Origin of the sequence: Maritimibacter sp. 55A14 (genome assembly GCF_003122205.1) — a bacterium.
GTDB lineage: Bacteria > Pseudomonadota > Alphaproteobacteria > Rhodobacterales > Rhodobacteraceae > QEYE01.
In genome coordinates this window covers 1-11,308 of record NZ_QEYE01000038.1, presented here as the reverse complement: position 1 = coordinate 11,308, position 11,308 = coordinate 1, and the positions used below count along the sequence as shown (strand labels likewise).

The 11,308-nt window shown below is 69.5% G+C and carries 11 protein-coding genes and 1 tRNA gene; 8 read left to right on the top strand and 4 right to left on the bottom strand.

Features of this window, described 5'->3' with window-relative positions; genetic code table 11:
• Window positions 1-205 precede the first annotated feature (205 nt).
• Window positions 206-805, bottom strand: a complete 600-nt coding sequence (locus DDZ14_RS18625; protein WP_109426485.1) for a TetR/AcrR family transcriptional regulator — start codon at window positions 803-805, stop codon at window positions 206-208.
• Between the two features lie 147 nt (window positions 806-952).
• Between DDZ14_RS18625 and DDZ14_RS18620 the strand changes: the two genes are divergently transcribed.
• From DDZ14_RS18620 to DDZ14_RS19560, 8 genes are all read left to right on the top strand, one after another.
• Window positions 953-1,306 carry a hypothetical protein gene (locus DDZ14_RS18620; RefSeq protein WP_109426484.1) on the top strand — a complete coding sequence of 118 codons (354 nt, stop codon included), beginning with the start codon at window positions 953-955 and terminating at the stop codon, window positions 1,304-1,306.
• 72 nt (window positions 1,307-1,378) lie between these two features.
• Window positions 1,379-2,665 (top strand): homoserine dehydrogenase, encoded by a 1,287-nt coding sequence (locus DDZ14_RS18615; protein WP_109426483.1) that lies wholly within the window; start codon window positions 1,379-1,381, stop codon window positions 2,663-2,665.
• An 81-nt stretch (window positions 2,666-2,746) separates the two neighbouring features.
• Entirely contained in the window at window positions 2,747-3,709 is a 963-nt protein-coding gene (glpX, locus tag DDZ14_RS18610) for a class II fructose-bisphosphatase (protein WP_109426482.1), read from the top strand.
• Between the two features lie 13 nt (window positions 3,710-3,722).
• Window positions 3,723-4,286: a cysteine hydrolase family protein gene (locus DDZ14_RS18605; protein ID WP_109426481.1), complete on the top strand. Its 564-nt coding sequence runs from the start codon at window positions 3,723-3,725 to the stop codon at window positions 4,284-4,286.
• Window positions 4,283-6,025 carry a single-stranded-DNA-specific exonuclease RecJ gene (gene recJ, locus DDZ14_RS18600; RefSeq protein ID WP_109426480.1) on the top strand — a complete coding sequence of 581 codons (1,743 nt, stop codon included), beginning with the start codon at window positions 4,283-4,285 and terminating at the stop codon, window positions 6,023-6,025. Before DDZ14_RS18605 ends, recJ begins: the two co-directional genes overlap by 4 nt.
• A 78-nt stretch (window positions 6,026-6,103) precedes the next feature.
• Window positions 6,104-6,178: transfer RNA gene (locus DDZ14_RS18595), tRNA-Glu, on the top strand.
• Window positions 6,179-6,480: 302 nt separating this feature from the next.
• Window positions 6,481-6,984, top strand: coding sequence for a hypothetical protein (locus tag DDZ14_RS19565; RefSeq protein ID WP_146193196.1), 504 nt, complete (start codon window positions 6,481-6,483; stop codon window positions 6,982-6,984).
• 166 nt (window positions 6,985-7,150) lie between these two features.
• The gene (locus DDZ14_RS19560) at window positions 7,151-7,381 is read left to right on the top strand and encodes a hypothetical protein (protein ID WP_146193195.1); all 231 of its coding nucleotides are present in this window, start codon (window positions 7,151-7,153) and stop codon (window positions 7,379-7,381) included.
• A gap of 105 nt (window positions 7,382-7,486) precedes the next feature.
• On the opposite strand, the gene DDZ14_RS18585 is transcribed toward DDZ14_RS19560, so the two are convergent.
• Genes DDZ14_RS18585 through DDZ14_RS18575 form a run of 3 tightly spaced genes read right to left on the bottom strand, consistent with a single transcriptional unit; the run spans window position 7,487 to window position 11,125 of the window.
• Window positions 7,487-8,560: a DUF1513 domain-containing protein gene (locus DDZ14_RS18585; protein ID WP_109426478.1), complete on the bottom strand. Its 1,074-nt coding sequence runs from the start codon at window positions 8,558-8,560 to the stop codon at window positions 7,487-7,489.
• Between the two features lies 1 nt (window position 8,561).
• Window positions 8,562-9,554, bottom strand: a complete 993-nt coding sequence (locus DDZ14_RS18580; RefSeq protein WP_109426477.1) for an imelysin family protein — start codon at window positions 9,552-9,554, stop codon at window positions 8,562-8,564.
• Window positions 9,554-11,125: a di-heme oxidoredictase family protein gene (locus DDZ14_RS18575; protein WP_109426476.1), complete on the bottom strand. Its 1,572-nt coding sequence runs from the start codon at window positions 11,123-11,125 to the stop codon at window positions 9,554-9,556. The genes DDZ14_RS18580 and DDZ14_RS18575 overlap by 1 nt, the downstream gene beginning before the upstream one ends.
• Between the last annotated feature and the right edge of the window lie 183 nt (window positions 11,126-11,308).

Below are 11,308 nucleotides of genomic sequence, written 5' to 3'. Positions count from 1 at the left end.
AACACCAGACGACCCCACAGTGCCTTGGGCTACCGCCCACCGGCCCCGGAAACCATCCTGCCAATGGACCAGAGGCCGATCATGCACTAACACTCAAACCGGACCACTCAGGTGGGGCTGGTCAGGTGCGCTTGATACATAAGGCCGCAAATATCCCCGCCGGAGGCGGAACTCTCGTTCCGCGGACCCGCACCGCGCGCAGGGGCTATGCGCCGGTCCGGCCGCGCACCGCACCCAGCGCCATGCCGGCATAGATCTCCGCCACGTCGGCGCGCCCCAGCCGCCCGCCCTCGCGATACCACGTGGTGACGCCCGTGAGCATCGCGATGATCGCCATCGCGGCGAGCTTGGTGTCGGGGATATCGAACGCACCGGTTTCGCGTCCGTCCTTGAGGATGTCCTCCAGCGCGGTCTCGTAGCGCCCGCGCAGCCCCTCGATCACAGCGAAATTCTCCGGCTCCAGGTTGCGCAGCTCCATATAGGCGATGAAGACCGCCTCCGGCCGCTCCAGGTGGAAGCGGATGTGGAACCGCGCGAAACGCTCCAGCCGCGCGACGGGATCGCCGCCTTCATCCTCGGCCTGCCAGGCCTCCCAGACCGCGTCCAGATGCTCCTTCATCAGCTCAAAAAGCAGGCTCTGCTTGTCGGGCGTGTAGAGATAGAGCGCCCCGGCCTGCACCCCCACCTCCGCCGCGATCCGGCGCATCGACACGGCCGCGAACCCCTCGGCCGCGAAGAGCCGCAGCGCGGCGGCGCGGATGCGCGGCCCGGTGATCTCGGCATGTGATCCGGTCTTGCGTGCCATGAAGCCTCCGTTTCGGAGGCGATTTTAACTGAACATACGTTCAATACCAGAGCTTTCGGCGGCGCGCCTGCCGCCTTGCCGCGGCGAGCGCGCTCCACTAGGCTCTCGCACAGCCGCGCGCCTGCGCATTCCAGCCAGCCAGAGCCCATGATCCGTATCCGCCTGTTCCTGCTCTTCCTGCCGCTCTGGGCGCTTTCCGCCTGCCTGGAACCGATCCCGAAGGTCGATACCGGTTTTTCCACCGCCGCCGACCCGGACCTGCGCCCGCGTCTGATCCCGCTCGACGGCGCCCTGCCCGAGCCGGGCGAGGGCCGGCTTTCGGCCGAGGACATGGAACGCCAGGCGGACCGCGCCGACAGCCTGCGCCGCAGGGCCGCGGCGCTGAACGCGACGGTGATCGGCCAGGGCGACCGCAAACGCCTGGAAGGCGGTGTCACCCGCCCCGCAGACGCGGACGCGCCTCGGGAGACGCCGAAGCCGGCGGCGCCCGGCGAAGGGTGAGTTGCGCCCGCGCGCTTTAGGAAGTAACAGACGCCGCAACGCGCCTGCCCAAATCCACGGAGACCCTTTTCCATGTCTGAACCCCTGCGCCTCGGCATCGCCGGTCTGGGCACTGTCGGAACCGGGCTTCTGAAGATCGTGCAGACGCATCCCGATCTGCTGGCCGCGCGCGCCGGCCGACCGCTGGCGATCAGCGCCGTCTCGGCCCGTTCGCGCGGCAAGAACCGGGGCGTGGACCTGTCGGACTACGACTGGGAGGACGACCCGGTCGCCCTGGCGCGCCGCGACGACGTTGATGTCTTCCTGGAACTCATGGGCGGCGAGAACGGACCGGCCAAGGCCGCCGTCGAGGCCGCGCTGGCAAGCGGCAAGCATGTGGTGACCGCCAACAAGGCGATGCTGGCGATCCACGGCCAGGCGATGGCCGAGGCGGCCGAGGCCGCCGGCGTCGCCCTGCGTTTCGAGGCCGCCGTGGCCGGCGGCATCCCCTGCGTCAAGGCGCTCGCCGAGGGGCTGGCCGGCAACCGCATCACCCGTGTCATGGGAGTGATGAACGGCACCTGCAACTACATCCTGACGCGGATGGCCAAGGCGCATCTGACCTATAACGAGGTCTTCGAGGAGGCCCATGCGCTGGGCTATCTCGAAGCCGACCCGACGCTCGACGTGGGCGGGATCGACGCGGGCCACAAGCTGGCGCTCCTGGCTTCGATCGCCTTCGGCACGCGGGTGGCATTCGACGCGGTGCAACTCGAAGGCATCGACCGGGTCTCGATCGCCGATATCGAACAGGCGCGCGACATGGGCTACCGGATCAAGCTGCTGGGTGTCGCACAGATGACCGGGCGCGGGCTGGAGCAGCGCATGCAACCCTGCCTGGTGCCGGCCAAGTCGCCGCTGGGCCAGCTCGACAATGCCATGAACATGATCGTCCTGGAAGGCGACGCGGTCGGCCAGATCGTGCTGCGCGGCGCGGGCGCGGGCGAAGGCCCCACGGCCAGCGCCGTGATCGCCGATGTGATGGATATCGCCCGCGGCGCTGTGCTGCCCACCTTCGGCCAGCCCGCCAGCACCCTTGCCGCGGCGCCGCCCGCCTGTTCCGCCGCGCCCGCGCCCTATTACCTGCGCCTGATGCTGCAGGACAAACCGGGTGCGCTGGCCAAGATCGCTACGGCGCTGGGCGACGCGGGCGTCTCGATCAACCGGATGCGCCAGTACGGCCATGACGACATCGCGGCGCCGGTTCTGATCGTCACGCACACCACCAGTCCCGACGCGCTGGCCCATGCGCTGGCGGGGATCGAGGCCACCGGAACGCTGGTCGACCCACCCGTCGCACTGCGCATCGAGGAAGTCTGAACACCGCCACGGGGGCTTGTGCGGCCCCCGCCGCCCCGCGTAAAGCAGGATACGCACATCTCTTGCAACAGGATCGCGCCCATGTCGAAAGCCACCGATTTCCATGACCGCCTGCTGTCGCTTGGCCTGGCCCGCGTGTCCGAGGCCGCCGCGCTGGCCTCTGCCGGGCTGATCGGCCGCGGCGACGAAAAGGCGGCCGACCAGGCGGCCGTCAACGCGATGCGCGAACAGCTCAACCTGCTCGACATCGCCGGCGTGGTGGTCATCGGCGAGGGCGAACGCGACGAGGCGCCGATGCTCTATATCGGCGAGGAAGTGGGCAGCGGCGAAGGCCCCGGCGTCGATATCGCGCTCGATCCGCTGGAAGGCACGACGCTGACCGCCAAGGACATGCCCAACGCGCTGACCGTGATCTCGATGGGACCGCGCGGCTCGATGCTGCACGCCCCCGACGTCTACATGGAGAAGCTGGCCATCGGGCCGGGCTACCCGCAGGATGTCGTGACGCTCGACATGCCGCCGGCGGAACGGGTGACCGCGCTGGCCGCGGCCAAGGGCTGCCCGCCGGAGGATATCACCGTCTGCATCCTCGAACGCCCCCGGCACGAGGAGATGATCGCCGCGGTGCGCAGTACCGGCGCCGCGATCCGGCTGATCACCGATGGCGACGTGGCCGGGGTGATCCATTGCGCCGAGGCCGAAAAGACCGGCATCGACATGTATATGGGCTCGGGCGGGGCGCCGGAGGGCGTGCTGGCGGCCTCGGCCCTGAAATGCATGGGCGGGCAGATCTACGGCCGGCTGCTTTTCCGCAACGACGACGAAAAGGGCCGCGCGAAACGTGCCGGCATCACCGATCTTGATCGCGTCTATGCCCGCGACGACATGGTGACGCGCGACGTGATCTTCGCGGCTACGGGCGTCACCGACGGCTCGATCCTGACGGGCGTCAAACGCGGACCCGGCTGGGTCGAGACCGAGACGCTGCTGATGCGATCCGCGACCGGCTCGGTCCGGCGGATGCGCTACCGCAGCCAGGTCTGACGAGGGCCGGGCCATGCCGGGCGCGCTCATCCTCATCGACATCCAGACCGGCTTCGACAATGCCCGCTGGGGCGCGCGCAACAATCCCGGCGCCGAACGCAATGCGGGCGCGCTGCTGGCGCATTGGCGCAGCCACCGCGCCCCGGTCTTCCACATCCTCCATGTCAGCACGGCCCCCGGAAGCCCGCTCTCCGAGGCCGCGCGCGGCACCGGCTTCAAACCGGAGGTCCAGCCGCGCGAGGGCGAACCGGTGGTGCGGAAATCCGTGAACTCCGCCTTCATCGGCACCTATCTGGAGGCCCGTCTGCGCGCCGCCGGGATCACCCGGCTGACGGTCTGCGGGCTGACCACGCCGCATTGCGTCTCCACCACGGTGCGCATGGCGGCCAATCTGGGCTTCGGCGTCACCCTGGCCCATGACGCCTGCGCGGCCTTCACCGCGAATGCCGACATGGGCTGGAAACCCGGCGCGCGCGCGCCCGGACCGGAGGCCGCTCACGATATGGCGGTGGCGCATCTGCATGGCGAGTTCGCAACCGCCCGCGCCACGGCCGAAATCCTCGCGGAGGCGCCGTGAGCTGCGTTCTGGGCGTCGAGGCGTCGCTTTCCGGGCGGCGCTGGACCGGGCTTTCGCCCGATGCCGAACGCCACGCCGAGGCGATTGCGCAGCAAACCGGCCTGGCCCCCGCGCTGGCCCGCGTACTCGCCCGCCGCGCCGTACCTGCCGAGGCGGCGGAGGCGTTCCTGGCGCCGTCGCTGCGCGAGTTGCTGCCCGACCCCTCGAGCCTGCGCGACATGGACCGCGCCGCGGAGCGCCTGCTGGCCGCCGTCACCGGGCGCGAGCGGATCGCCGTCTTCGGCGATTACGACGTGGATGGCGGTGCCTCGGCGGCGCTGCTTCTCACCTGGCTGCGGGCGCTGGGGCTGGAGGCCACGCTCTACATCCCCGACCGGATCGACGAGGGCTACGGCCCGAACCCGCCGGCCATGCGCGCGCTGGCCGGGGCGCATGACCTGATCCTCTGCGTGGATTGCGGCACGCTCAGCCACGATGCGATTGCTGCGGCGGAAGGTGCGGATGTGGTGGTGCTGGACCACCACCTGGGCGCCGAGACGCTGCCGCCCGCGCTGGCCGTGGTCAACCCCAACCGGCTGGACGAGGATGGCAGCCTGGGACATCTCTGCGCGGCGGGGGTGGTCTTCCTGCTGCTGGTCGCGGTCAACCGGCTGATGCGCGCCGCTAGGCGGGACGGGCCCGACCTGCTGGGCCTTCTCGATCTGGTGGCTCTCGCGACGGTCGCAGATGTGGCGCCACTCGTCGGCGTGAACCGGGCGCTGGTGCGCCAGGGCCTCGCGGTGATGGCCCGGCGGCACCGGCCGGGGCTGGTCGCGCTCTCCGACATCGCCCGGCTCGACGCCGCGCCAAACACCTATCACCTGGGCTTCCTGCTGGGGCCGCGGATCAACGCGGGCGGGCGGATCGGGCAGGCCGATCTGGGCGCGCGGCTGCTGGCCACCGGTGACCCGCACGAGGCCGCGGCCCTGGCCGAGCGGCTCGACCGGCTCAATTCCGAGCGCCGCGAAGTCGAGGCGGCGGTGCGCGAGGCCGCGCTGGCGCAGGCCGAGGCGCGCGGGCTCGACGCGCCGCTCGTCTGGGCGGCGGGCGAGGGCTGGCATCCGGGCGTGGTCGGCATCGTCGCCGCACGGCTCAAGGAGGCCACGAACCGCCCCGCCGTGGTGATCGGGCTGGACGGCGACGAGGGCAAGGGATCCGGCCGGTCGGTGGCGGGCGTGGATCTGGGCGCGGCGGTCCAGCGGCTGGCGGCGGAGGGGCTGCTTCTGAAGGGCGGCGGGCACCGGATGGCGGCCGGGCTCAGCGTCGCGCGCGGGCAGCTCGACGCGGCGATGGCGCGGTTATCCGAGCTGCTGGCGCGGCAGGGCGCGGGCGAGACCGGACCGCGCGACCTGGCGCTTGACGGGGTGCTGATGCCCGCCGCCGCTACCTGCGATCTGATCGCCGCGCTGGAGGGCGCGGGCCCCTACGGCGCGGGCGCGCCGGCGCCGCGCTTCGCCCTGCCCGCGCAGCGCATCCTCTTTGCAAAGCGCGCCGGCGAGACGCATCTGCGGCTGAGTTTCGGCGACGAGAGCGGCGCGCGGCTCGACGCCATCGCCTTCGGCGCCTTCGACGGCCCGCTCGGCCCCGCGCTGGAGGCGCATGACGGCGCCCGGTTCCACCTCGCCGGACGGCTGGAAATCGACACATGGGGTGGACGCCGGCGTCCCAAGCTGCGGCTGGAGGACGCCGCCCCCGCCTGATCCGGCGGGCCTGCAATTTTCGCAAGAAACCTCTTGCGCCCGTGCCCCAGTTTGCCTAATTAGCGGCCCACGCGCCGTGGCCCGTTCGTCTATCGGTTAGGACGCCAGGTTTTCAACCTGGAAAGAGGGGTTCGACTCCCCTACGGGCTGCCACTGCGTCTCCTCAAATCGTTCAAGCTGACTGTGTCGGTTGGCGTATGCGCTTCGGGCGGGCGGCGGTAACGCTTCCGCAACTCGATCGTGTCACCCGCACGCGGCGCCACAGTTCTCCGGAACCGGGGTGCGGTGGCAAGAGGGATCCGACCCCCGCTCAATCCCGGACAAGCTCATTTCTCGCACGAGCTTCTCTCGAACTTTTGAAAATGCGGCCGAAGCGGCGCTGAAGAAACTTCATTGAGCCCCGCACTTTCTGCGCGTATTGATATAGTCGTTTTTCGCATTGTGATGGTGTGCCAGTGAGACATAAACGTGCAATATTTTTTTCCGCGGCGTTCGTTACTTTTGTAATCCTTGGACCAACCTATCTTTTTCACCTTATCTTCCTCTCCCACACCCAGGAGTTCACGGTCACCAATAACGATGCGCCCGAGTACTGCAATACAGGCCGAAAATCGCCATGGAACTGGTACGGGAAAACGAGAAGTTCGGTGCCGGAGTTCGAGTTTACCGGCTTTTGCGGAGCCATCTGGACCGATGCCGGCACTTACGAACTCCCTGACAATTTCTACCGCGTCACCGTTCACCAATCGCGGCAGGAGCTTGATCGGCGGCTCAGGGAAGGGTGCCGTTTCAAGGTTCTGATCCTTGGCTTCGGCAAGAAATTCGAACCGGGCGATAAACCACGCGCGCCGATCAGACAGACGATTTCGCGGATCCTGGAAGAATACGGGTGTGAAGAACCGGGACGGGATACGCCGGATGACGCGCGACGCTTGTCCGGCGGTGCATCACATGGGTGACTTGGGCCGCGGGGGCGGCGATTCGGCGGGGTTTCGCGCATCTTCGCGGTCAGACTTCTTGTAGCGGCGATCCTTGTTGCCATGGCTGTGCTTCCCCCCCGGCATTGGGATTTACATTCACAGGAAGCCGGGTCCGGGCGGGCTCCCGCGTCACTTTGTGACTTGCATGGGCGAGGGGTACTCGGTCAGAGATTGGCGCAGCTTTTCCTGCTTTATCTACGTTCCCTACAAGGGGCTCGTGGCGAGATTGATGTTCATCGGCGGGGGCGGGAACTTCCGGCCGATGCCGTTCGACACGTTTCCGCATGATGCACGGGATATCATCCGGGTGCTCGAGACGATGGATGTGACGGATGATCTGGACACATATCGCGGCGTGCTGGAGATACGCGACTGACGCCCACATGTTCAACGGCCCCGACCGGCAGGGCAAGCCGCGCACCACGTCATCGCCGAGTGACGAAGGGACGGCGTGCCAATCGGCCAAGATCGGCCCGAACGCCTAGATCGCGGGCACCCGCACCAGGTGATTGTCCCAGGCGCGCGGCGCGGTTGTGACGGGGTGGAGCGTCCGCTCGCCCACCTCCAGCACGCCGCCCAGCCCGTCGGTGGCCACCAGCCCGCGCGGCCCGGTCGCCAGCCCGCAGATATCCATCCGCCGGAAGCTCTGCCGGTGCGCGCCGTCAAGGTCGAAAAGCTGCAGCCGCCCGCCGCGCGGCGAGGTGATGCCGACACGCCCGCCCTCGATCGCGACGCTGCCCGCATAGCCCTCCATCGCCAGTTGGTCGGCCAGCCCGGCCTGGCAGAGCACGGGCGCCGCGCCGCGCCGGTGCAGGCCGAGAAGCGGCACCGCGACGCCGGCCAGCGGCTCCTGCAACTGCATGGCGAAGGCCACGAGATCATCCTGCGCGGCCAGGTGGCGGATCGAGGCGTGGCGCATGTCCGGCGCGAGCTCGACCCGCTCCGCAATTCCGCCCGAGACGGTCAGATAGCTGAGATTCGGCCGCATCGTGTCGATGTTGAGCTTCTCGCGGCCGCTGTCGGGATGGGTGCGGATGCCGCCATTGGCGACCGCCAGCAGATCACCGGGCAGCGCGAGCAGATCATGCGGGCCGATCCCGCCCGAGGCGATCTCGCCCACGCGCGCATAGCCCTCCGCCCGCGACCAGAGCCCGATCAGCCCGCGGCCGGTTTCGATCTCGTTCTCGGTCGTGACAAGCAGCGCGCCGCCCTCGATGAAGACGCCATGCCCGTAGAAATGCCGCCCCCGAGGCGCGGTCAGCCGGTGCGCGACCCGGCCGCGCAGGCAGTCGATGACCAGCGCGAAGTTCCCCGGCCGCCGGGCGAAGGCGACGGCCTCGGGGTGGGAGGGATGCGCGGCGGCAGCGTGGCCGCGATCCGGCAGCGGAATGCGGAAGATATCCGCGCCGCGCTCCGACAGGCCGAAAAGCGCATAGCCGCCATCGGCCTCGCGTGCGGCGGCCAGGAAGGCCGGGCTTCCCGCCTCGGCCCAGCTTGCCGAGGGCCAGACGGCCGAAGCCGCGAGCGAGGCCAGAAAGGCGCGGCGGGTGGTCATGTCAGTCTCCGTCCGTGGCGTTGAAACCCGCCGAGACGCCCAGCGCCGGGCCGATCTCACGCCGCGCGGCATCGGCGGCGGCCTCGATACGCTGTTGCAGGATTTCCAGCTTAAGGCGGCCCGACGGAGTCCCGGCGTCCGCGAAGAGCGGATCGTCGAGTTCCCGCGCAGTCTCCAGCGCTGTGGCGAAGGCGGCGTCGGTCTCCGGCATGGCGCCGTCACCCAGGCCCTGCCCCAGTTCGTGCAACGCCTCCAGCGACAGGATCACGTTGCGTAGGGGCCGGCCCGACCGGCGCGCCTCGGCGCGTTCCGGACGTGGGCGGTCGATACTGCCCATCGGCCGGCCAAGGCGTTGATCGGCATTGAATTCCAACCCGGTGACCAGCGCGGTAAAGAGCGCCTGCGCGGCTTCGCGCCGGTTGAGGAAGATGGCCTCTCCGGTCTTGCCCGGCCGGCGCATCGCTTCGGCGAAGCCGCCGGACCATTCCCGCGCGATGGCCGTGCCCATGCGCGCCAAATCCCGCGCGATGGCGCGACTGAACACGCAGGCATAGGCGTCCGGGCCGTAGTCGGAGAGGTCAGGCTCGTAGAGCAACCGCTCCAGCGCGAAGAGGCCGCGCGCCGCGACCGACACCCCGGCAAAATCGTCCGGATTCCCGACCGCCGGGTCGCGCGCGGCCAGAAGGCGGGCCACCGCGTCGCCCACCATGCCGCGCTTGTCGGGCCAGAAGCCGATGGCCAGCGCGCGGCCGTTCTCCTCCAGCGGACCGAGGCGCAGATGCGCGATCCCCATCCAGGCGTCGAATGCGGCCTGGTATTCCAGCCGCAGCGCCGCCGCCGTACAGTCGTCTTCGGCGGTGGCGGCCAGCGCGCCTGTCGCCCCTGCGAAGGCGGCGGTGCGGGGCAGGACATGGCGGTCGAGCGCCGCGTCGATACCGGCCTGCGCAGCCGGGGCGAGCGCAAGAAGCAAGGTCAGGACCGGGAACAGACGCATCACAGGGTCTCCAGGAATCGGATCAGGGCGGCGCGGTCTTCGGCCGGCATCTCCATCACGCGGTCGCGGGCGGCCTGCGCCTCGCCCCCGTGCCAGAGCACCGCTTCCAGCAGTGACCGCGCCCGGCCGTCGTGCAGGAAATAACTGTGCCCGCTGACCTGCCGCGTCAGCCCGATCCCCCAGAGCGGCGGCGTGCGCCACTCGCGCCCGTCCGCGCGCCCCTCCGGGCGGTTGTCGGCCAGTCCCGGCCCCATGTCGTGCAGCAGCAAATCGGTATAAGGCCAGATCAACTGGAAGCTCTGCTCGGGCTGGTCGCGCAGGCGGTGGGTCACGTGCTTGGGTGTGTGACAGGCTGTGCACCCGGTCTCGTAGAAGACCCGCTTGCCCTGCAGAACCTGTGCATCGTCCACGTCACGGCGCGCCGGAACGGCGAGGTTGCGGCTGTAGAAGGCCACGAGATCCAGACCCTCGGCGTCGATCTCCTGCCCGCGCGCGTCGTCGTCGCCATGCGGCCCGGCGAGGCAGGCAGGCTGCCGCGCGGTGCAGTCGCCTTCTGCGACGGGGAAGATCGGATTGGAGATGCCGATATCGCCAGCGAAGGCGCCCGCGGATTGCACCCTGACCGATGGCGCGCCCGCCTTCCAGCCGAAGCGGCCCAGCATCGGCGCGTCCTGTTCCAAGGACCAGACGATCTGCGGCCGCCCGGAGATGCCGTCGCCGTCGCTGTCATCGGGATCGGCGCGCGCCAGAATGTCCTCGGCCGGGACCGCTTCGAGCAGCCCCAGCCCGATCATCTGCGGCGCGACCCGCGGCGACAGCATGACATCGGGCGCCATCGGCCCGTAACCAAGCTCCGACACCGAATAGGCCGGCGCGCGAAGAAACGCTGTCTCGCCTTCCGAAAGCGCGACCTCGCGCTCGGTATAGGCGATCTCCATCCGGCCCTCCGCCGCATGGCCGGCCACGGCGAAGTCCTGCAACTGCCCGCCATAGGTCGGATCGGGGCGGGTACGCGGGGCCGCCTCGCCCACCGACAGGAGGAAGGCCTCGATCTCGGTCATCGGGTCTTGGGCGGGGGCGGGGACCGAAAGCCGCAGAAATATGGAAACCCGCCCGTCGTCGGATCCCTCCGGCGGATGTCCCCGGCCGTCCTTCAGGTGGCAGCGCTGGCAGGACCGCGCATTGTAGAGCGGCCCCAACCCGTCCGACGCCCTGGTGGAGGAGGGCGACGAGACCCAGAGCTTGCGGAAAAGTCCGTTGCCGAGCTTGAAGTTCATCTCCCGGTCGAAGGGCATGTTGGCCGAGGAGAGCGAGAAGGCGTTGTTGTCGGAGCGCGCCCGCACCGTGGCGGCCCCGCCAGGATTGGCCTCGAACCGCTCCGCCGCCGAGAAATCCGTGGTGGGGCGCACGACCCCGGCCACTCTTTCCGCCTCCGCGGCGCTGCGGGGCACAACATCAAGGGGTGAGCCCGCGATTTCCGGCAGGCCCTCCTGCCCCGCCGCATGCGCCGCCCCCGCGATCGCAGCCAGAAGCAGCAGGGGCTTGGGTACGAGGCTACGTAATCTCGTCATCCCGCGTCGCTTTCCTCTCGGTCCATTTCCCGCTCGCCCCCGATGCTCAGATCCCGAACTCGTAGACCAGCAGCGCGCCCAGCGTGTGGCTGTCCCCGCCTCCTTCGCGGCCGTAACGGTAACCTGCGCCCAGTGTGAGCCCCTCGGCCAGTTCAAAATCCGCCGTAACCGTTGCCAGATGGT

Bases quoted from the DNA above. Each gene is read 5' to 3' on its own strand.
- DDZ14_RS18625 (WP_109426485.1), bottom strand. From the start codon at position 805: ATGGCACGCAAGACCGGATCACATGCCGAGATCACCGGGCCGCGCATC.
- DDZ14_RS18620 (WP_109426484.1), top strand. From the start codon at position 953: ATGATCCGTATCCGCCTGTTCCTGCTCTTCCTGCCGCTCTGGGCGCTT.
- DDZ14_RS18615 (WP_109426483.1), top strand. From the start codon at position 1,379: ATGTCTGAACCCCTGCGCCTCGGCATCGCCGGTCTGGGCACTGTCGGA.
- glpX (WP_109426482.1), top strand. From the start codon at position 2,747: ATGTCGAAAGCCACCGATTTCCATGACCGCCTGCTGTCGCTTGGCCTG.
- DDZ14_RS18605 (WP_109426481.1), top strand. From the start codon at position 3,723: ATGCCGGGCGCGCTCATCCTCATCGACATCCAGACCGGCTTCGACAAT.
- DDZ14_RS19560 (WP_146193195.1), top strand. From the start codon at position 7,151: ATGGGCGAGGGGTACTCGGTCAGAGATTGGCGCAGCTTTTCCTGCTTT.
- DDZ14_RS18585 (WP_109426478.1), bottom strand. From the start codon at position 8,560: ATGACCACCCGCCGCGCCTTTCTGGCCTCGCTCGCGGCTTCGGCCGTC.
- DDZ14_RS18580 (WP_109426477.1), bottom strand. From the start codon at position 9,554: ATGCGTCTGTTCCCGGTCCTGACCTTGCTTCTTGCGCTCGCCCCGGCT.
- DDZ14_RS18575 (WP_109426476.1), bottom strand. From the start codon at position 11,125: ATGACGAGATTACGTAGCCTCGTACCCAAGCCCCTGCTGCTTCTGGCT.